At 44.8% G+C, this 19,527-nt stretch carries 22 protein-coding genes; 13 read left to right on the top strand and 9 right to left on the bottom strand.

All coding sequences use genetic code 11. The features are described from left to right. Positions 1–2 precede the first annotated feature (2 nt). Both AC08OG_RS08855 and AC08OG_RS08850 read right to left on the bottom strand, forming a co-directional pair. Positions 3–380 carry an NUDIX hydrolase gene (locus AC08OG_RS08855; protein WP_482929325.1) on the bottom strand — a complete coding sequence of 126 codons (378 nt, stop codon included), beginning with the start codon at positions 378–380 and terminating at the stop codon, positions 3–5. Beyond that, a complete protein-coding gene (locus AC08OG_RS08850) occupies positions 301–999 on the bottom strand; it encodes a pseudouridine synthase (RefSeq protein ID WP_292357268.1) in 699 nt (232 codons plus the stop codon). The genes AC08OG_RS08855 and AC08OG_RS08850 overlap by 80 nt, the downstream gene beginning before the upstream one ends. A 57-nt stretch (positions 1,000–1,056) precedes the next feature. Here AC08OG_RS08850 and icd point away from each other — a divergent pair, with 57 nt between their 5' ends. The 3 genes from icd to AC08OG_RS08835 all read left to right on the top strand — a co-directional run bounded on the left by icd (position 1,057) and on the right by AC08OG_RS08835 (position 3,781). Further along, entirely contained in the window at positions 1,057–2,310 is a 1,254-nt protein-coding gene (gene icd, locus AC08OG_RS08845; protein ID WP_482929324.1) for an NADP-dependent isocitrate dehydrogenase, read from the top strand. 9 nt (positions 2,311–2,319) lie between these two features. Next, positions 2,320–2,802 (top strand): FKBP-type peptidyl-prolyl cis-trans isomerase, encoded by a 483-nt coding sequence (locus AC08OG_RS08840; protein ID WP_014707250.1) that lies wholly within the window; start codon positions 2,320–2,322, stop codon positions 2,800–2,802. A gap of 70 nt (positions 2,803–2,872) precedes the next feature. After that, positions 2,873–3,781 carry a D-hexose-6-phosphate mutarotase gene (locus tag AC08OG_RS08835; RefSeq protein WP_439503402.1) on the top strand — a complete coding sequence of 303 codons (909 nt, stop codon included), beginning with the start codon at positions 2,873–2,875 and terminating at the stop codon, positions 3,779–3,781. 47 nt (positions 3,782–3,828) lie between these two features. Here the strand turns inward: AC08OG_RS08835 and AC08OG_RS08830 are convergent, their stop codons facing one another. Genes AC08OG_RS08830 through purM form a run of 4 tightly spaced genes read right to left on the bottom strand, consistent with a single transcriptional unit; the run spans position 3,829 to position 6,852 of the window. Then, positions 3,829–4,431: an NUDIX domain-containing protein gene (locus tag AC08OG_RS08830; protein WP_439503401.1), complete on the bottom strand. Its 603-nt coding sequence runs from the start codon at positions 4,429–4,431 to the stop codon at positions 3,829–3,831. 25 nt (positions 4,432–4,456) lie between these two features. After that, entirely contained in the window at positions 4,457–5,167 is a 711-nt protein-coding gene (locus AC08OG_RS08825) for a DUF3108 domain-containing protein (RefSeq protein WP_292743999.1), read from the bottom strand. 39 nt (positions 5,168–5,206) lie between these two features. After that, complete coding sequence (gene purN, locus AC08OG_RS08820) at positions 5,207–5,794, bottom strand: phosphoribosylglycinamide formyltransferase (protein WP_292357262.1); 588 nt, start codon at positions 5,792–5,794, stop codon at positions 5,207–5,209. Further along, positions 5,791–6,852 carry a phosphoribosylformylglycinamidine cyclo-ligase gene (purM, locus tag AC08OG_RS08815; RefSeq protein ID WP_482929323.1) on the bottom strand — a complete coding sequence of 354 codons (1,062 nt, stop codon included), beginning with the start codon at positions 6,850–6,852 and terminating at the stop codon, positions 5,791–5,793. Before purM ends, purN begins: the two co-directional genes overlap by 4 nt. Before the next feature lie 58 nt (positions 6,853–6,910). Between purM and AC08OG_RS08810 the strand changes: the two genes are divergently transcribed. The 7 genes from AC08OG_RS08810 to recJ are packed head-to-tail and all read left to right on the top strand — an operon-like array spanning position 6,911 to position 12,914. Further along, entirely contained in the window at positions 6,911–7,951 is a 1,041-nt protein-coding gene (locus AC08OG_RS08810) for a DUF2066 domain-containing protein (protein WP_482929322.1), read from the top strand. After that, positions 7,948–8,505, top strand: coding sequence for a CDP-alcohol phosphatidyltransferase family protein (locus AC08OG_RS08805; protein WP_292357257.1), 558 nt, complete (start codon positions 7,948–7,950; stop codon positions 8,503–8,505). The genes AC08OG_RS08810 and AC08OG_RS08805 overlap by 4 nt, the downstream gene beginning before the upstream one ends. Continuing rightward, positions 8,502–9,548 (top strand): AI-2E family transporter, encoded by a 1,047-nt coding sequence (locus tag AC08OG_RS08800; protein ID WP_292357256.1) that lies wholly within the window; start codon positions 8,502–8,504, stop codon positions 9,546–9,548. Before AC08OG_RS08805 ends, AC08OG_RS08800 begins: the two co-directional genes overlap by 4 nt. A gap of 10 nt (positions 9,549–9,558) precedes the next feature. Next, on the top strand, positions 9,559–9,735 hold the full coding sequence (locus tag AC08OG_RS08795; protein ID WP_482929321.1) for a hypothetical protein: 177 nt from the start codon (positions 9,559–9,561) through the stop codon (positions 9,733–9,735). Continuing rightward, a complete protein-coding gene (gene hda / locus AC08OG_RS08790) occupies positions 9,732–10,262 on the top strand; it encodes a DnaA regulatory inactivator Hda (RefSeq protein ID WP_482929320.1) in 531 nt (176 codons plus the stop codon). Before AC08OG_RS08795 ends, hda begins: the two co-directional genes overlap by 4 nt. Further along, positions 10,255–11,193, top strand: coding sequence for a hypothetical protein (locus tag AC08OG_RS08785; protein WP_439503397.1), 939 nt, complete (start codon positions 10,255–10,257; stop codon positions 11,191–11,193). Before hda ends, AC08OG_RS08785 begins: the two co-directional genes overlap by 8 nt. Then, on the top strand, positions 11,154–12,914 hold the full coding sequence (gene recJ / locus AC08OG_RS08780; protein WP_482929319.1) for a single-stranded-DNA-specific exonuclease RecJ: 1,761 nt from the start codon (positions 11,154–11,156) through the stop codon (positions 12,912–12,914). Before AC08OG_RS08785 ends, recJ begins: the two co-directional genes overlap by 40 nt. Here the strand turns inward: recJ and AC08OG_RS08775 are convergent. Beyond that, entirely contained in the window at positions 12,911–13,861 is a 951-nt protein-coding gene (locus AC08OG_RS08775; protein WP_482929318.1) for a 1-phosphofructokinase family hexose kinase, read from the bottom strand. The two genes, recJ and AC08OG_RS08775, sit on opposite strands and share 4 nt — an antisense overlap. 83 nt (positions 13,862–13,944) lie before the next feature. Between AC08OG_RS08775 and AC08OG_RS08770 the strand changes: the two genes are divergently transcribed. After that, positions 13,945–14,946, top strand: coding sequence for a 2-hydroxyacid dehydrogenase (locus tag AC08OG_RS08770; protein ID WP_482929317.1), 1,002 nt, complete (start codon positions 13,945–13,947; stop codon positions 14,944–14,946). Next, the gene (gene dinG / locus AC08OG_RS08765; RefSeq protein WP_482929316.1) at positions 14,947–17,025 is read left to right on the top strand and encodes an ATP-dependent DNA helicase DinG; all 2,079 of its coding nucleotides are present in this window, start codon (positions 14,947–14,949) and stop codon (positions 17,023–17,025) included. Positions 17,026–17,068: 43 nt separating this feature from the next. Here the strand turns inward: dinG and AC08OG_RS08760 are convergent, their stop codons facing one another. Both AC08OG_RS08760 and AC08OG_RS08755 read right to left on the bottom strand, forming a co-directional pair. Continuing rightward, complete coding sequence (locus AC08OG_RS08760) at positions 17,069–17,350, bottom strand: peptidylprolyl isomerase (protein WP_069295382.1); 282 nt, start codon at positions 17,348–17,350, stop codon at positions 17,069–17,071. A gap of 33 nt (positions 17,351–17,383) precedes the next feature. Further along, positions 17,384–18,061, bottom strand: a complete 678-nt coding sequence (locus tag AC08OG_RS08755) for a type 1 glutamine amidotransferase domain-containing protein (protein WP_292357241.1) — start codon at positions 18,059–18,061, stop codon at positions 17,384–17,386. Between the two features lie 172 nt (positions 18,062–18,233). Between AC08OG_RS08755 and AC08OG_RS08750 the strand changes: the two genes are divergently transcribed. After that, positions 18,234–19,505, top strand: coding sequence for an O-acetylhomoserine aminocarboxypropyltransferase/cysteine synthase family protein (locus AC08OG_RS08750; RefSeq protein ID WP_439503392.1), 1,272 nt, complete (start codon positions 18,234–18,236; stop codon positions 19,503–19,505). Positions 19,506–19,527: the final 22 nt, after the last annotated feature.

Here is a 19,527-nt window from a genome sequence, read left to right as displayed (position 1 = left end):
AATTAATCAGTTAATAAATCAAGTGGATAGCGTTTTCCAGCGAGGTAATCCTGTAAACATTGCTCGACTAAAGGACTGCGAAACTGTGATCGACGCTGTTTGATAGTGTCAGCATCCAGCCAGACAGCCTGATGAATGTCAGTATCCAATGGTCTATCCAGCTTTTCCCCCAGGCTTCCGCTAAAACAGAAACGAATATAGGTATTTTCAGTTTGCTGATGTCGCCAGCGATAGATACCAATCAACGACTCAGGCGTAAATTGCCATGCTGTTTCTTCCAGTGTTTCCCGGATAACCGCTTCAATCAGGCTTTCTCCGTCTTCGAGATGGCCGGCTGGCTGGTTGAGTTTGAGTTCGCTGCCGATCATTTCCTCGACCATCAGAAATTGCTGGTCGCGTTCTATTACGGCGGCTACGGTGGTTCTTGGAGTCCAAATCATCAGCGTATTTTATCACGGTCTGAAAATTAACTTCGCACCATTGTCCGGGTTGCAGATCATTTAATTGCCAGGGGCCAATCGCTACGCGGATCAATCTTAATGTTGGATGGCCGACTGCAGCAGTCATACGGCGTACCTGTCGGTTTTTGCCTTCACTGATTTGCAATTCCAACCACTGGGTTGGAATCGATTGTCGAAATCGTACCGGCGGAACTCTTTCCCACAAATCAGGTTCATTGATAAGTCTGGCATTAGCCGGTTTGGTCAGACCATCTTTTAACATGACACCCTGTTGCAATTGTTCAAGCGCAGCAGCATCCGGAATGTTTTCCACCTGAACCCAGTAAGTTTTGCTTAATTTATGTCGTGGATCGCTGATATGATGTTGCAATTGACCATCGTCGGTCAGCAATAATAATCCTTCACTGTCCCGATCTAACCGACCTGCCGGATAGATGTCCGGTATATCTATGTAGTTCTTCAGTGTCTTACGACCGTCGCTATCGCTGAATTGAGTCAACACGTCATAGGGTTTATTAAATGCAATTAGTCTGGTCATGGTTATATCAACGCCATAGATCATGTAAAATGCCACTTTTAACTTCAGGAGCCGTGCATGGCATATCAACACATTAGTGTACCGGAACAGGGTGCAGCCATCGGCGTTAATGCCGATTATTCATTGAATGTACCTAATCAACCGATTATCCCTTTTATCGAAGGTGATGGCATCGGTATCGATATCACACCGGCCATGATTGATGTGATTGATGCGGCAGTGAACAAAGCCTACAACGGCGAACGCAAAATTTCCTGGATGGAAGTCTACGCTGGCGAAAAAGCCACACAGCTTTATGGTGCTGAAACCTATTTGCCAGAAGAAACCATTGATGCGTTGAGAGAATATTCGGTATCGATCAAAGGTCCGTTAATGACGCCAGTGGGAGGCGGGATTCGCTCTTTGAATGTGGCATTACGTCAGACGCTTGATTTATATGTCTGTCAGCGCCCGGTACGTTATTACCCTGGTACGCCAAGCCCGGTTAAAGCACCCGAAAATATCGATATGGTTATCTTCCGCGAAAACTCAGAAGATATTTATGCCGGTATTGAATGGGCTGCCGGTACACCTGAAGTTCAGAAGGTCATCGACTTTCTGCAAAAAGACATGGGTGTCAGCAAAATCCGTTTTCCTGAAACCTCGGGGATAGGCATCAAGCCGGTTTCCAAAGAGGGAACAGAGCGACTGGTACGTAAAGCCATTCAATATGTTATCGACAATGACCGTGATTCATTGACCCTGGTACATAAGGGTAACATCATGAAGTTCACCGAAGGGGCTTTCAAACAATGGGGCTATGACCTTGTTGAAAAAGAGTTTGGTGCTACGCCGCTGGATGGTGGGCCCTGGAAAACCTTTAATAATCCAAATACCGGTAAAAAAATCGTTATCAAAGACTCGATAGCCGATGCATTTTTACAGGAAATTTTATTGCACCCTAAAGATTATGATGTGGTTGCCACATTGAATCTGAATGGTGATTACATTTCTGATGCCCTTGCTGCACAGGTTGGGGGAATTGGCATCTCACCGGGTGCAAATTTAGCGGATGCCGTTGCGATGTTTGAAGCAACACATGGCACAGCACCGGCTTTGGCTGGAAAAAATAATGCGAATCCGTCATCATTAATCCTATCGGCCGAAATGCTTTTAAGACATTTAGGTTGGGGCGAAGCGGCAGATCTGGTCGTTTCCGGCGTCTCAGGCGCCATTTCTAATGCGCGTGTCACCGGTGATTTAGCTCATGCTATTGGCGTCGATGCGTTGAGTTGTAGTGATTATGCTGCAGCTGTTATTCAAAACATGTAAGGAGTTTCCATGAAAGTTGCAGACAACAAAGTAGTCGTGATCGACTACACGCTCACCGACAACAGCGGCACAGTCATTGATAGCAGTGAAGGTGCCGGCCCGCTGGCGTATCTGCATGGCGCTGGCAATATTATCCCTGGTTTGGAAGATGCCCTGGCGGGCAAAGAAACGGGCGATAAAGTCCAGGCCAGTATCGAACCAGCAAATGCTTATGGCGAACGCCATGATGCGCTAAAACAGGATGTACCTGCTGAATTATTCAGTGGTGTAGAAAAAGTTGAAGTGGGTATGCAATTTCAGTCCGAAACCGAGCAAGGCCCGGTTTTGGTCACTGTAGTAGCAATCAATGATGAAACTGTTACCGTCGATGGAAATCATCCTCTGGCTGGCGTACATTTGAACTTTGACGTTGAAATCCGTGAAGTTCGTGAACCAAGTGCAGAAGAGCTTGAACATGGACATGTTCATGGTGAAGGCGGTCACCAGCACTAAAAACTAAAACTTAGATTTAGTCTCAAAGACGGGCATTGTGCCCGTCTTTTTGTTTCAGACGTAGAATTTAATGCAAACTATAGAACAACTAAAACAACAATTTGCTATTGCTGATCGCCTGGATTTTTCAATGGGGCCGTCAGAATGTGTAATGATAAATATCAATACGCCTCATGCCAAGGCACGTATAACAACTCAGGGTGCGCAGGTATTATCTTACCGCTCTGCACATGCATTACATGATCTATTGTTTTTGAGTCGAATGAGCCGTTATGGTGATCGGCGGGCAATTCGAGGAGGTGTCCCGGTCTGTTGGCCATGGTTTGGTGTTGATCCCAGTGGTAAAGGCCGTCCTGCTCATGGTTTTGCACGTAACCGTGTTTGGGATTTGATTGATGTGCAACAGACTGAAAATGATGGCATTAAATTGACTCTGTCATTATCACCGGATCCTAAGGACGAACAGCTTTGGCATTGTGCTTATAGTTTGAAAATGGTGATTGAGATCAATGAACAGCTAACTTTATCCTTAACTACTGAAAACCTTGATCAAGAAAGTTTTGTTATCTCACAGGCATTGCATACTTATTTTGCAGTGGGAAATATCGAAAAAACTCAGGTGAGGGGGTTGAGCAATCATCATTATCTCGACAAGGTAGAAAATTTTCGTGAGAAACTTCAGGCTGGTGAGATCGTTTTTAACGGCGAAACAGACAGAGTGTATTTGAACAGTCCTGACAAGCTATTTATTGAGGATTCTGACTGGGCACGCCGCATTGTGGTAGAAAGTTCAGGTTCAAATACCACAATAGTATGGAATCCTTGGGATAGGGTGGCAACATTAAAAGATATGACTGATGACTCGTATCAGTACTTTGTCTGTGTTGAAACGGCCAATGCCGCCAATAACAGTATCAGTTTGGCACCGGGTGAATCGCATACGATTTCAGCTGGTTACAGAATCATGCCATTGGGTTAGAAAGTGACATTTCAATCTCAGCTGTTCAACAACGATATAGAGTGTGCTTAAATCCAGCGGTGACGTAATTCTTCACGATGTAAAGCCAGCCATTGGATAGCAATAATCGGAATCGCCGAGATAATTTTACCCGTTTCCAGCAAGGCATAGACTTCATCGAATGATAATACACTGACTGAGATATCTTCATCTTCCTCATCCAGGCCATGTAATCCACCAATATGGGTGCTATCTATGCGTCCACAAAACAGGTGTAATAGCTCGGATGTACCGCCGGGAGAGGTGAAAAACTCACTTATCTTGATCATTTCCAGTATTTCACATCCTGATTCCTCAACGGCCTCGCGATAGGCCACGGATTCTGGTGTTTCGCCAGGTTCAATTGCCCCAGCCACAATCTCAAGAAGCCACGCACGCTCATCATTTAGTTGTATGGCGCCGGGACGAAATTGTTCGATAATAACCAACGCATCTTTTTGTGGATCATAAAGTAATACCGCAACACAGCTTCCACGATGAAAGACTTCTCGGGTTAGCGGTGCACTCCAGCCACCTTTGTATAATGTATGTTTTAAAGAGACAACTTTTAAACTAAAAAAACCGCTATAAGCGGTTGTTTCTTCAATGATTTCAAACTGTTTTTTGCTCATCAGTTTTCCTTACATTTCAGGGATGTTATTCGACAGGGGTAAATGCTGATTTTGATATACCCTCTACACGACGCAATACCGCAGTAAATTTGGTGCCATCTTTTTCAATGTGCTCCAGTTTGACCGGCAAATAATTCAATTCCGGTGCACACCACAAAGTGGTTTCCCGATCCTTGTCGCTGTCTCTATCACGTTGTCTTTTGAATTTAACAGTGTTTATGCTGCCAAGTGGTGTAGTTATCGTTTCCTGCTCAAGTCTTTTGATCTGATAATGTTTTAGACGGCCGCCATCTGCAATTAAATAATTAAAGGTTTTCTGTTTGGGATTCTGCAGCAAATCCAATCTCAGTTGTACCTGATAAACATGTTTTTCCAATGTACTATCTTCAATTTCAAGATCCCATGGATGAACCCTGTCATCTATATGTACGGAGCGATTACGCCAATCAAAGTCCATGCGTAAATATTTATCTTTTTTGCCACCATTGCGTTGATAAAGATATTGACGGGGCTTAATCTGCTGTTGGGAGAGGGTCCATAAGCTGGTTTCCTTGACCGTATCGCGTTTGAATAAAGCAACTACACCTTTGGCCTTAGTCGCTGAACGAAAGCGATGCAAACCATCTGTTAAGGTTTCCAGCTGCTGGTTCAGCTCGCCAGCCTGCAAACCATTCATATTGATTTCATATTGTGCAGAATAATCAGCTAGGTCTTGAGCACAAACCGTAGCAGACATAAACAGCAACACCAGGTAGGAAAAATAGCGCATGAATAATCAGTTCTGTTGTTGAATCAGCAACCTTAAGGCATCAGGATAAAGCTTATGTTCCTCAATCAACACTCTGGCTGCCAGAGTGTCTTCAGTATCATTTTCCAGAATAGGTACTTTAGCCTGTAATATTATCGGTCCGGCATCCAGTTCCTCGGTAACAAAGTGTACCGTCGCACCATGTTCTTTTTCACCGGCTTCGATGGCTCGTTTGTGCGTATGCATACCTTTGAATTTAGGTAACAGCGATGGATGAATATTGATTAATTTATTCGCATAGTGCTTAACAAATCCTGCGCTCAAAATCCGCATAAAGCCAGCTAATACAACATAATCCGGAACAAAAGAATCAATCAGCTTCATCAGCTGTTCATCAAACGCTTCACGACTTGTAAAAGCCTTGTGATCCAGTATTCGGGTGGCAATGTCAGATTGCTGAGCAAATTCCAATCCAGCTGCATTGGGACAATTACTGATTACGGCAGCAACCTCCGCATCCAACTCATTTACCTGAATCGCTTTAACAATTGATTGCATGTTGCTGCCACGTCCTGAAATCAGGATGACCAACTTGGGTTTCAAGGCAGTAGTCATTTAATAATGACTTGTTCTTCGGTGTCACTATTTTCAATATGGCCAATACGCATAGCCGTCTCACCCAGTGCAGTCAGAATCTGTACGGTTGCATCGGCATCCTGCTCAGCTACACAAACCACCATGCCAATACCATTATTAAAAGTGCGATACATCTCACGATCGACCACATTTCCCTGCTGTTGCAGCCAGTCGAAAACGGCCGGTCTTTGCCAGCTTTTACTATCAATAATTGCCGTTACATTTTCTGGTAATACGCGGGGAATGTTTTCCAATAAACCACCACCGGTAATATGAGACAATGCGTGAATATTAATTTTTTCATGTAGTTGTAGTAATGACTTAACGTAGATTCTGGTCGGTGCCAACAGTTTTTCACCTAATGTTGCACCATCAAATGACATATTCAGATCAGCTTTGCTGACTTCAATAATCTTGCGAATCAATGAATAGCCATTTGAGTGTGGTCCGGAAGACGCGATCCCGATAATGGCATCACCAGCTTTTACCTGAGATCCATCAATAATGTTGTCTTTTTCTACAATGCCGACACAAAAACCTGCTAAATCAAAATCACCTTCCTGATACATGCTTGGCATTTCAGCTGTTTCGCCGCCTACCAATGCAGCCCCTGATTGAAGACAGCCTTCAGCAATACCGCTGACAACATCCGTTGCTACATCAATATTCAGTTTTCCGGTGGCATAATAATCAAGGAAGAATAACGGTTCCGCGCCAAGAACCGCGATATCGTTGACGCACATGGCAACTAAATCAATACCAATGGTGTCATGTATTCCAGCCTCGATTGCCAGTCTTAATTTGGTGCCAACACCATCTGTTCCTGAGACCAAAACCGGTTGTTTATATTTATCGAGCGGTAGTTCAAACAGGCTGCCAAAACCACCCAGTCCAGCCATGACACCAGCACGACGGGTTTTGGCTGCTAAGGGTTTGATACGCTCGACAAGCGCATTTCCGGCTTCAATATCAACACCGGCATCGCGGTAACTGAGAGCTTGGTTTGATTGGGTAGGTGGAACGACTGGATCGGTCATGCTGGCTTCCTGATTATTTGGACATCACACACAAAAAACAGCGTGTTAGAATACCACAATGCCTAGATTATTTTTCTCACTGATTTTCGTTTTCGCTGCGTCGATTGTCTCCGCCGCGGAAGTTACTGATTTATATCAAGCTCAAGCACCTGTTGCTTCGCAGAGTGAAGAAGATCGTCAGCGACTCGCGCCGGAATTGCTCAAACAGGTGGTAGTAAAAGTCGTTGGTGACCGTCGCGCGGTGGAGCAGGCAGATATTTCTGCTCTGGTAACCGATGCAGACCGGTATGTCGATCAATATTATTATCAGCAAATTCCAAATCCTGACAGCGATGTTGCGGAACAACAATTAGCTTTAACGCTCGAATTTAATGCTGAAGGCATCAATAACGCCTTACAACGAATCGGGTTGCCAGTATGGGACAAAATCCGACCTGAGACACTGTTCTGGGTGGCTATTGAGTACGCAGGGAAACAACAATTGATTGGGGAAGGTGATGAAGATTCATTACTTTTTCATATCGAACAGGCAGCAAAAAAACGCGGTATTCCGTTATTGTTGCCATTGATGGATCTTGAGGATCAGACTCAGCTGACTTTTAACGATGTTGCCACGGGTAATAATACTGCTGTAAAACAGGCCTCCGAGCGATATGGTTCTTCTGTCATTGTGTCAGCTCGTTTACGGGGTAATGAGGAATCTGTCGAAATAAGTTGGCAGGCATTGCTTGGTGAAGAGGTTGAGCGCTGGTCAAGTCAGGGTGATGTTAAAACAGCGATTCAAAACGGGGTGGATGAGTTTGCTGATCGGCTGGGTAGACGGCTGAATATCTCATTCAGTGAATCAGGTAATACCGAAATGGAAATTCATGTTTCTGGTATTGAAGACTACGATGGCTACAGTCGACTAATGGATTATCTGGGAAGCTTACAGGTCGTTTCGGATATTAAAGTCGGTAGCTTGGGCAGTGAGAAGCTCGATTTGGTTTTACTTATTCAGGCTGAGCCGGAAAAATTCAGACAATTACTAGCGATGGGACGGGTAATTGAGCCCGATACCACTGATGATAGCGGCTCTCAATACAGGTTATTACCTTGAGTCCACGGGATATTCCCAACCTCATTTGTGTATTTCGAATTTTATTAGTTGGCCCTATTGTCTGGCTGATGATTGAAGAAAAGTTTTCCACTGCATTGATTCTGGTGGCCATCGCTGGTATTTCTGATGGTGTGGATGGTTTTCTGGCTCGTCATTTTCACTGGCAAAGTCGTCTGGGCTCTATTCTTGATCCACTAGCAGATAAATTTCTGCTGGTCGCAACATTTACCACATTAACCTATATGCAACTATTACCCTTGTGGCTATTATTGCTGGTGTTTGGTCGAGATTTACTGATTGTTTGTGGTGCTTTGATTTATCATTTCAAATTCGGTGAATATGAACTGTCTCCGCTCTGGAGCAGTAAAATCAATACAGTTTTTCAGATTGCTTTAGTGTTGCTTGTTATTTTGCAGCAAGAATGGCTTCCGCAAGTAGCGACATGGAGTACAACCTTAATCTGGTTGGTGGTGGCAAGTGTCATCATTAGTGGTAGTGAATACATTGTGGTATGGGGGACAAACGCGTGGCGTCAGATGAAAAAAAGCTCATGAGTGATACCAATAAATTCCTGTTGCTAGGGCTATTGATTTTATCTGGCTGGCTAATGATGGAGTTATCTTCTGTTTTAACACCATTTTTTATTGCGGCATTATTGGCTTATCTGGGAGACCCACTGGCCGACAGATTGGAAAACTATCGTTTATCCCGCACTTTAGCGGTATGTGTTGTTTTCGCTATATTTGTGCTGACGGGAATGATTTTATTACTTATTTTTATTCCCATGCTTAGTGCTCAACTGGCATCTTTATTTGAAAAACTGCCAGCTTATCTGGATCAACTGCAAAACTCGCTGGAGCATGTGTTGCAAAGAGTCGGTTTATCAACAGATATGATCGACCTTAATACCGTTAAAACCGCTTTGCAGGATTATTGGTCGGAAGCGGGAAAAATGGCGGGTGATGTCTTTGGATATATGACCCGTTCAGGCCTTGTGATATTGCAATGGTTAACCAATCTGATCCTTATCCCGGTACTGACGTTTTATCTGTTGAGAGACTGGGACGATCTGGTGGCCAGGTTTCGCGAATTATTGCCGCGTAAACATGCAGACAAAATCATTAAGATTAGCGGTGAATGTGACGATATGCTGGCAGGCTTTTTACGCGGGCAGTTGATGGTCATGCTGGCCTTATCAATCATGTATTGTATCGGTCTGACATTGATTGGACTCGACCTGGCTTTACTAATTGGAGTGATAGCCGGTATTGTGAGTTTTGTACCATATCTTGGTTTATTTATTGGTATTCTGCTCGCCGGTCTTGCAGCCTATTTACAGTTTCAGGAATGGTTACCCATCCTGTGGGTCGTTCTGACATTCGGTTTTGCACAGATGGTTGAAGGAATGTTTCTGACACCTCGATTTGTGGGCGAACGGATTGGTCTGCACCCCGTGGCAGTTATTTTCGCAGTGATGGCTGGTGGCACATTATTCGGGTTTGTCGGTGTATTGTTAGCACTGCCAGTGGCCGCTGTAGTGATGGTTTTGTTACGGCATGCTCATCACCGCTACCTAAACAGTCATCTGTATTCCTGAGCAGCAGGTGATGAATAAGCAGGAAATACAGCTGACGCTGCGGTTAACACCGCATGAAATCTTCACGATAGATAACTTTATCTTTGAAAGCGATGAGTTAGCCTCTGTTGTGGATGCGTTCTGCCTGGAAAAAAACCTGATTTTCTCTATCTTTGGGGAGAGTCCGGGGTTGGTAAAACCCATTTGAATCTGGCAATTGCCGAACGCCTGCAAAATCAGGGGTATCCGGTGAGTTATATTAATCTGCAGGAACTTCGCGATACAGCAGATGCTGAGGTATTAGCTTCCTTAGTACAGAGCCATGTTGTCTGTTTGGATGATCTGCAGGCAATCTGTGGCGATGCTGCATGGGAAGAGGCGTTATTTCACTGCTTTAACCGTTTACGTGAGAAAGAGCATAAATTACTGATTTGCGCTGATCAGAACCCGGCACAATTAGCCATTGAATTGCCTGATCTTCGATCCAGACTGGCAACGGGATTAATTTATCAATTGCCTTCAATGACTGATGCATTGAAACAACAGGCGTTGATCAGTCATGCACAGAGTAGAGGATTGATTTTGCCTGAAGAAGTAGCCCAATATCTATTACGCCATTACAGCCGGGATATGCCGTCATTGATGTTAGTATTGCAACGTCTCGATAAAGCGTCTTTACAGGCACAGCGTCGATTAACCATTCCATTTGTCCGGGAAGTTATACAACGTGGCTGAAAAGCCATCAGTGACAATTATCTGGCCTGGTTTAGCCACTGCGATGCAGGAAATTAATCAGTCTTTATTACCCGAAGAACTGAAAAAATTATTAAAAAAAGCACATTTCACTGCTAACAACCATACGTTTGAAAAAGCATTAATTCAGCTTTTTAGTTCCAGGCTCCTCACAGGTGCTGATTTGCCCGCTTCGGCATTACGAAATCCAGGTCAACTAAGTCTTTGCGCTGATCCGTGTTATCTGCATGCTGATCGAGATCGTCTTTTATTGTTTTCAATTAATGATTTAACAATGGAAGAGGGCACCCAGCTTAGAGAATGCATTCAACCTTTATTGAATGATTTTGATGCACAACTGGTGCCTAATGATTTAAACCATTGGTCAGTTTGGTTGGAAAATATGCCCGATATTTCCCTAACGGCAATGCCATCACTGATTGGTAAGTCGGTAGTCTCAGCGTTACCGACCGGACAGGAACAAAATGCCTGGTTACGTTTGAATAATGAAATTCAAATGGCTTTATTTGAACATCCGGTTAATCAACAAAGACAGTCAGCTGGCAAATTGCCAGTGAATAGTCTCTGGTTTTGGGGCAAGGGAGACTGGCAACCGTCTACCAATGGATGGGATAAGGTCTATGGCGATTCGACTTTATTAAAGTTACTGTCCTCTGCGTGTTCTGTCAGCTTTAACTCTTTTTCTGAGTGGAAACCTGAGCAGTTGGGAGGTGGAAATCAATTACTGCTGTTACCGGAACTGGATTTGCAGAATGATTGGCAGCAACGCTTGCAGCTTGTGACGGCACAACAAATTTTGCCTTTAAAACAAAAATTACGCCGTTATCAAATTCAACAGTTACGTTTAATCATTCCTGAACATGGCCAATATCAGTGGCGCTGCTGGGATGTATGGAAGCCTTGGCCATTATGAATATTCAACAGCGTAATATAGGTGATATCAGTGAATTACCTGAGGAATGGCCAGCATGTATTCGAAGAATCATGGCGGCGAGGGGTATTGTTAAAGCAGATGAATTAACCTTTGATTTAGCTGGATTGCCAAAACCCTCGGAAATGCTGGGGATGGAAGCAGCCGTAACATTATTGATCAAGGCATTACAGCAGCAATGGCGAGTAATGATTGTGGCGGATTTTGATAGCGATGGCGCTACCAGCTGTGCAGTAATGATGCGTGGTTTGCGCATGATGGGGCTGCAACATATTGATTTTATCGTTCCAAATCGATTCGTGCATGGTTATGGCTTAACCACAGAATTACTTAACGAAATTGATAGTGAAACCCAGCCGGATTTATTGATTACCGTGGATAACGGGATTGCCAGTCTGGATGGGGTTGCTCTGGCCAAACAACGTGGTATGCAAGTGTTGATCACTGATCATCATCTTGCCGCAGAACAATTGCCAAAAGCCGACGCTATCGTTAATCCTAATCAACCCGGAGATAACTTTCCCAGCAAAATGCTGGCAGGGGTTGGGGTGGCATTTTATGTGCTGGTCGGTCTGCGGCAGGGATTACGTGATATTAACTGGTTTGAATTACAGCAACTGGCAGAACCTCGTCTGGTGGAATTGCTGGATTTGGTCGCATTGGGCACCGTCGCCGATGTCGTGCCTTTGGATAGGCTCAATCGCACACTCGTGGATCTTGGACTGAAACGTATGCGGCAGGGACGCGCCTGTGCAGGTATCAGCGCTTTATTACAAATTGCCGGTAAGGATATCAATCGCTTATCTGCACAGGATTTGGGCTTTGCCATTGCGCCGAGGTTAAATGCAGCGGGCCGTATGGAAGATATGGGGTTGGGCATTGATACCTTACTGACGGATAACTTTGCTATGGCTCAGCAAGCTGCTCAGTTGCTGGATCAGATTAATATTGAGCGTCGCTCGGTTGAACAAGGCATGCAGCTGGAAGCTCTGACGATGCTGGAAAAACTGCAGCTGAATGAAACCACTCAGGCAGCTGCTTATTGTTTATATGACGAAAGCTGGCATCAAGGGGTAATCGGATTACTCGCCTCTCGAATTAAAGAAAAACTGCATCGGCCAGTCATCGTGTTTGCACCGGGCGAACCTGGTGAAATCAAAGGTTCAGCGCGCTCTATAACGGGCGTTCATATTCGTGATGTCCTGGTTAATGTCGCTGCTAAATATCCTGATTTAATTTTACGCTTTGGCGGACATGCGATGGCAGCAGGGTTAACATTAAAGCAGAACGACTTTTCATTGTTTGAGCAGGCATTCAGGGAAGCTGTTCAGCTTTCAGCCGATCCCAGTGTATTTGAACGCGCTTTGTATTCTGACGGTGAATTATCGGCGCAGGAACTGAACCTGCAGCTGGCCGAGCAATTACCGGTTCTGGCGCCATGGGGTCAGGCTTTTCCGGAACCACAGTTTCATGGACAGTTTGTGTTACAGAATTATCGTCATGTCGGTCAGCAATCAGACCATTTGCGTTTAACCGTAAAACTGGATGATGGGCGTGAAATCACGGCAATGGCGTTTCGTCAAACAGCTCCAGTATGGCTCCAGATTGGACAGAAGATTGGCTTACACTACCGTCTGGATGTAAATGAGTTTCGACAAAGCAAATCACTACAGTTGCTGGTTGATAATCTGTTGCCGAGTTAAATATCCAGAGTTTGAATAGTTACCTGCTGTCTAAAATCGGCCAGTTCATCACCGTGAAATAATTCTGTTCCGGCGTGCATGACGGTACCGGCTCCACAGGCAATACCATAACGCAGTGCTGTTTCGGGCTGATCATCAAGGCAGAAACCGGCCACCAGCCCCGCGACCATTGAATCACCTGCACCCACAGTAGTATTCACTGGTACTGATAACGCTTTCGCATAAAAACTGTTGCTCGGACTGACTAATAGAGCTCCTTGATCACCTAAAGAAACACAGACATGTTTAACACCGGACAACTGCAGTTTTCTGGCGCATTCAGCAATTGATTCGATAGTGTCGAGTTTTATTTGTAGCAGGGTTTCCAGTTCATACAAATTAGGTTTAATTAAAAATGGTTTCGCCTCAATTGCCAAACGCAATATGTCACCATGACTATCGACGACAGTTCGTCCACCATGTTGCTGGATTTTATGCACCAAATCAGCATACAGAGAGGTTGGTACAGTGGGCTGGCAGGATCCGGTAAGAATGCCATAACCATTCCCTACAGCATTGGCAAAACTTTCCACCAGTTGAGTTAACTGGGCTGCCGGGACAGGTGTGCCAGCATCAGTGATTTGAAATTGAGATTGTGTATCAAGCTCAATAATCGTGCTGTTAATACGCGTCTGTCCTGAGACATGATGGAACAGAACATTGGGTAGTTGTTCATCAAGCATGTCTTGCAAAATCTCACCAATGGAACCGGCAATGACACAATAAGTTGTTGCCTCTACCTGCATACGAAACAAAGCCCGGCCAATATTGATACCATTACCCCCTGGATCATGACGGGCAGCATCGGAACGTGATTTTTGGTCGGGGATTAACTTTTTGACATGGTAAGTCACATCCAAAGCGGGGTTTAAACATAAAACATGAATGTTTCCCGATGACGACGTCATTACTGTCTCCATTAATAAGATTTGTTCGATAAAATGATGCTCAGCAGACCAATAGTAAACTGCATTTCTGATAAAGGCTCCAAATGAAACCAACTCATGTCGCGGTATTCAGCGCAAAACCTTATGATCAGGCCTATCTCACGAAAATGGCCGATGAGCAAGTATCATTATGTTTTTATGAAATGGCGTTAAATCCTATGACAGCAGCATTGGCCAAAGATGCTGAAGTGGTCAGTGCGTTTGTTAATGACGATATATCGGCTGAAACGCTTAAAACGCTGGCAGAAAATGGTACCCGTTTAATCGCCTTACGCTGTGCCGGAGTTAACCAGGTAGATTTAACGGCTGCTAACAAGCTTGGTATCACCGTCGTCAATGTGCCAGCTTATTCTCCCTATGCTGTCGCGGAACATACTATTGCGTTGATGTTGGCCTTAAGTCGGAAGATCCCTCGGGCTTATAATCGCGTTCGCGATGGTAATTTTTCTCTGGATGGGCTGCTGGGTTTTGATTTTTTCGGTAAAACCGCGGGCATTATCGGTGGTGGTAAGATTGGTTTATTGGTTGCCGAGCGATTACGGGTATTTGGCTGCCAGGTTTTGATTTATGAACCGCATAACGCTGCAACAGCCGAACAAGCAGGTTTTGACGTAGTGACACTCGACAGCTTGCTTGGTCAAAGCGATATTATCAGCCTGCATTGTCCATTAAATGATGCAACACATCATATTATTAATGCTGCCAGTCTCAGGCTGACCAAGCCGGGAGTAATGCTGATTAATACCAGTCGCGGAGCCTTATTAGATACGGTTGCCGTACTGGATGCCTTGAAAGCGCTGCATATTGGCTATCTGGGAATAGATGTCTACGAACAGGAAGGCAGTCTGTTTTTTGAAGACCATTCCACCGATATTATTCAGGACGATATATTCCAGCGTTTATTGACCTTGCCAAATGTGCTGGTCACCGGACACCAGGCCTATTTTACCCGTGAAGCATTGCAGCATATCGCTCAGACAACGTTGCAGAATATTGATGATTTTATGATGGATAAGGCACTGAAAAACAAAGTGGAAATACGTTAAGTGTTTGATGAAATCTTCACCAGCATCAATAAGTTGATGCCGGATTTTAAAGCCAGACCGCAACAAGTTGAAATGAGTCGCTTTATCCATCAGCGTCTACAACAGTCGCAAAATAGAATGGCGGTAGTGGAAGCGCCAACCGGTGTGGGGAAAACGCTGGCATATCTCAGTGGTGCCATTGAAACAGCTTTGAACAGTAAAAAATTACTGGTTATCAGCACTGCAACAGTTAATCTGCAACAGCAGTTGATTCAGAAAGATCTGCCACAGTTTTCAGCCGCTTTGCCGCAACCGATACGTTTTATGCAGATCAAAGGTCGCCGCCGTTATGTCTGCCCCAGCAAACTGGCACAACTGGCAACCACACCAGAACAGCAGGATTTAACGCTGGATGTGGATCAGAAATATCAGCAAGTATTAAGACAAACTCAAGCAAATAATCTGTTTCAGGATTGGGATGAACATCGCTGGGATGGTGATCGTGATAGCCGGACCGATGCTATTGATCCGGCTCTCTGGCATGAAGTATCCACTGATTCAGAAGGCTGTGCCGGTAAGAGCTGCCGCTATTTCATCAGCTGTCCATATTATCTGCTGCGTAAGGAAATGCAGCTGGCACAGGTGGTGGTGGTGAATCACGATTTATTACTCAGTGATGCTGACTTGGGCGGTGGGCTGGTATTGCCCAATCCTGAAGAGCTGATTCTGGTGTTTGATGAAGCACATAATCTGCCACAAAAAGCGCTGGGACATGCCGCCAAAGCATTGAACTTTGCCCAGCTTTATCAAACGGTTGAAACCGCTGACAGTCTGATGAAAAAGCTGCCCACTGCTTTGGCTTTCCGGCAGCATGACTTTGGTTATATGTTTAAGGAAATTCGTCAGGATTTACCAGCCATCATCAATCTGTTGCATCAATTGCTGGATATTCTGGGCAGTGATGCCACAGTAAATGAAATGCTGGAAGGCCGTATCAGTGAGCCACGGATTTTCTGGGGCAGTCCGTTACTTAATGCCTTGTTTATTCCCTGCCAGAACCTGTTACAACGAGCTAATTCCATCTATAAGCATTTCTCGCTGATTGGCAAATGGATTAAAGAAGGGCTGGAGAAAACCCAATTAAGTAATAAGGTTGGTGAAGCATTATTACCGCAAGTGGGAACGGTACAGAATATTTTTGGTTATCTGATTGATTTTATGGCGCTGTTTCTCGATGAGGATAAAGCCGAGCGCCCACCTAATGTGCGCTGGCTGGCACAGGAACAGTTTGCCAAACAGCATACGCTGGTGATTCATGCCGGGCCGATGACAGCGGCAGGTTTTCTGGATCGCAGTTTATGGCAGCGGGCTTATGGGGTGGTAATGACATCAGCCACGTTACGAGGCATGGGATTATTCCAGCGTTTCCGGGCGGATTGTGGCTTACAGCGTTACGATGAAAAACACTTTCTGGCGCTGCCTTCACCGTTTCGATATCAGCAGCAGGCTGTGCTAAAACTGCCGATGATGCAGTATTTACCCAATGAAAATCTGCCGCAATGGCAGCAGGAAGTGGTCAGCCAACTCAAATCAATTATTGATATTCAAGCGGCGACACTGGTGCTATTTACCTCACGCCAGGTGATGTTGCAGGTATATAAGCAATTGCCATTGTCATTGAAAAATTTGATTCTTTTACAAGGTGATCAGCTGTCGCCCAAAAATATGATCGTCAAACATATTCAGCGGATTGAAGCGGGGCGGGGCAGTATTATTTTTGGGATGGATCGGTTTGCCGAAGGCGTCGATTTACCCGGCAATTTATGTACCCATGTAATCATTACCAAACTGCCATTTCCAGTATTTACCCGCCCGATTGAACAGGCACGTCAGGAGTGGATCATAAAACGCGGCGGTCAGCCATTTATCAGTTTGTCATTACCGGCTGTCAGCGTGAAGTTGATTCAGGCCTGCGGTCGTCTGTTACGAAAAGAAACTGATTCCGGCCAAATAACCATCCTGGATCGTCGGTTGTTAACCAAAAATTATGGCAAACAATTACTGTCTCATTTACCGGATTACCAGGTAATAACCGAATAAAAAAAGCCCGGCGAGACCGGGCTTTCAGGGTGTATCAACAAACTTATTCAGTACGGCTGGTAACTTCCAGCAAATGATAGCCAAATTGTGTTTTAACCGGACCCTGAACGGTGTTAACCGGGGCGGAAAAAACAACTTTATCGAATTCCGGCACCATCATGCCTGGGCCAAATTCACCCAGATCACCGCCTTGGCGGCTGGATGGGCAGGAAGAATTTTCTTTGGCGACGGCAGCAAAGTCTGCGCCTTCTTCGATTTCACGTTTCAATTCCAGACAGATTTCTTCACTGTCCACCAGGATGTGTCGTGCGGTTGCTCTAGCCATAATAGTTCCGTAATTGATTTGTAAATTGCTGACTTATGCCAGCTGTTTTAACAGGGCCTTGGCCGTGGCTTCTGAAGAAGCCGGGTTTTGTCCTGTAATCAGTATGCCATCCGTAATCACGAATGAACTCCAGTCGTCACCTTTCTCGAAATTTGCGCCACGTTGTTTCAGGGCATCTTCAAGTAAAAATGGTACAACATCAGATAAGCCTACCGCATCTTCTTCACTATTTGAAAATGCAGTGAGCTGTTTACCTTTAATCCAGGGCTCATCGCCAATGGTTTTGACATGTAACAAAACAGCAGGTGCATGACAAACTGCAGCTACTGGTTTATTGGCGAGCACGAAACTTTCAATCAGTGCAATTGATTTTTTATCTTCGGCTAAATCCCATAACGGACCATGTCCGCCTGGGTAAAACACTGCATCATAATCAGCGGCGTGTACGTCGGCTAATTTAACTGTGTTTGCCAATCGGTTTTTAGCTTCAGCATCATTTTCAAAACGGCGGGTAGCATCCGTTTGAAAGTCAGGCTGATTGCTTTTTGGGTCAAGTGGTGGTTGCCCACCTTTGGGTGAGGCCAGAGTTATTTCTACCCCAGCATCTTTCATTGCGTAATACGGTGCTGCAAGTTCTTCTAACCAAAAACCGGTTTTTTCACCGGTATTGCCAAGCTTATCGTGCGAAGTTAGTACCACTAATATTTTCATGGTTATGTCTCCTGAAATCTGTGGTTTTGAGGAATTATTCAATGTTGCCTACCTGATATGGGGTTACGGCGATAAAATTCAAGCAATATTGCATTTCATTCTTATCGTCGTAAACTCGCATAATGCTCTGAAAGATCAGCAAACCCTAAAATAATAACAGCGAGAGAAAACTATGAAAAAAGAAACGATTTGTCTGCATGAAGGTTATGAAACTGATCCCGTTACAAAATCCTGTGCGGTGCCAATTTATCAAACAGTCGCTTATGAATTTGATAATGCCCAGCATGGAGCCGATTTATTCAATCTGGATGTGCCAGGCAATATCTACAGCCGCATTATGAATCCCACCTGGGATGTGTTGGAAAAGCGGGTAGCTGCTCTGGAGGGTGGCATTGCTGCTTTGGCCACGTCAGCCGGTAGTGCTGCGATTCATTATGCCATTATTACTATTGCTGAGGCCGGCGATAATATTGTGACAACACCGCAGCTTTATGGTGGAACCTATACCTTATTCGCCCATATGCTTCCTAAAATGGGGATTGAGGTACGCTTTGCCTCAAGCGATCAGGCCGCTGATTTGGAAAAACTGATTGATGGCAAAACCAAAGCGGTTTTCTGTGAATCAATCGGTAATCCGGCCGGTAATATTGTGGATATTGAACCCATTGCAATAATGGCACATAAACATGGTGTTCCAGTGATCATTGATAACACTGTGGCAACACCGGCTTTACTTAATCCAATTGAATATGGTGCTGATATTGTTGTGCATTCCCTGACCAAATACATGGGCGGTCATGGCACAACCTTAGGCGGTATTATTGTAGATTCTGGCAAGTTTCCCTGGGCTAAACACAAAGAAAGATTTCCGGTATTGAATCAACCAGAACCGGCCTATCATGGTGTGGTATACACCGAGCAATTTGCTGAAGCCGCTTTTATTGCCAGAGCGCGGACCGTACCTTTACGGAATACCGGTTCGGCATTGTCACCAATGAATGCGTTTCTATTATTACAAGGTATTGAAACGTTACCATTACGTATGGAACGACACTGTGACAATGCCATTGCAGTCGCTAAATATCTGCAACAGCATCCTAAAGTAGAGTGGGTGAACTATGCCGGACTGCAAGGAGATAGATATTTCGATCTGGCACAGAAATATTTCAATGGTAAACCTTCATCAATTCTCACATTCGGTATTAAAGGTGGCTTTGATAATGGCGTGAAATTCTATGATGCACTGAAGCTGGTCAAACGACTGGTGAATATCGGTGATACCAAGTCACTGGCCTGTCATCCCGCTTCGACCACTCATCGTCAGCTGGAAGAAGCCGAACTTAAAGCCGCGGGGGTCACACCGGAAATGCTTCGCTTATGTATTGGCATTGAGCATATCAGTGACATTATTGATGATCTGGAACAGGCCTTTTCAGCAGTTTGACTGGAAGATCCCGGCTCGATTA

The organism is Methylophaga sp. F7 (assembly GCF_056863975.1).
This window is presented reverse-complemented; position numbering and strand designations above follow the sequence as displayed.

Excerpts from the sequence above, each read along its gene's own strand:
- AC08OG_RS08800 (WP_292357256.1), top strand. The coding sequence starts at position 8,502 with ATGAGTGATACCAATAAATTCCTGTTGCTAGGGCTATTGATTTTATCT.
- icd (WP_482929324.1), top strand. The coding sequence starts at position 1,057 with ATGGCATATCAACACATTAGTGTACCGGAACAGGGTGCAGCCATCGGC.
- AC08OG_RS08760 (WP_069295382.1), bottom strand. The coding sequence starts at position 17,350 with ATGGCTAGAGCAACCGCACGACACATCCTGGTGGACAGTGAAGAAATC.
- AC08OG_RS08830 (WP_439503401.1), bottom strand. The coding sequence starts at position 4,431 with ATGAGCAAAAAACAGTTTGAAATCATTGAAGAAACAACCGCTTATAGC.
- AC08OG_RS08855 (WP_482929325.1), bottom strand. The coding sequence starts at position 380 with ATGGTCGAGGAAATGATCGGCAGCGAACTCAAACTCAACCAGCCAGCC.
- AC08OG_RS08825 (WP_292743999.1), bottom strand. The coding sequence starts at position 5,167 with ATGTCTGCTACGGTTTGTGCTCAAGACCTAGCTGATTATTCTGCACAA.
- AC08OG_RS08795 (WP_482929321.1), top strand. The coding sequence starts at position 9,559 with ATGAATAAGCAGGAAATACAGCTGACGCTGCGGTTAACACCGCATGAA.
- AC08OG_RS08770 (WP_482929317.1), top strand. The coding sequence starts at position 13,945 with ATGAAACCAACTCATGTCGCGGTATTCAGCGCAAAACCTTATGATCAG.
- purM (WP_482929323.1), bottom strand. The coding sequence starts at position 6,852 with ATGACCGATCCAGTCGTTCCACCTACCCAATCAAACCAAGCTCTCAGT.
- AC08OG_RS08810 (WP_482929322.1), top strand. The coding sequence starts at position 6,911 with ATGCCTAGATTATTTTTCTCACTGATTTTCGTTTTCGCTGCGTCGATT.
- purN (WP_292357262.1), bottom strand. The coding sequence starts at position 5,794 with ATGACTACTGCCTTGAAACCCAAGTTGGTCATCCTGATTTCAGGACGT.
- AC08OG_RS08850 (WP_292357268.1), bottom strand. The coding sequence starts at position 999 with ATGACCAGACTAATTGCATTTAATAAACCCTATGACGTGTTGACTCAA.
- AC08OG_RS08755 (WP_292357241.1), bottom strand. The coding sequence starts at position 18,061 with ATGAAAATATTAGTGGTACTAACTTCGCACGATAAGCTTGGCAATACC.
- AC08OG_RS08775 (WP_482929318.1), bottom strand. The coding sequence starts at position 13,861 with ATGACGTCGTCATCGGGAAACATTCATGTTTTATGTTTAAACCCCGCT.
- AC08OG_RS08840 (WP_014707250.1), top strand. The coding sequence starts at position 2,320 with ATGAAAGTTGCAGACAACAAAGTAGTCGTGATCGACTACACGCTCACC.
- AC08OG_RS08750 (WP_439503392.1), top strand. The coding sequence starts at position 18,234 with ATGAAAAAAGAAACGATTTGTCTGCATGAAGGTTATGAAACTGATCCC.
- AC08OG_RS08835 (WP_439503402.1), top strand. The coding sequence starts at position 2,873 with ATGCAAACTATAGAACAACTAAAACAACAATTTGCTATTGCTGATCGC.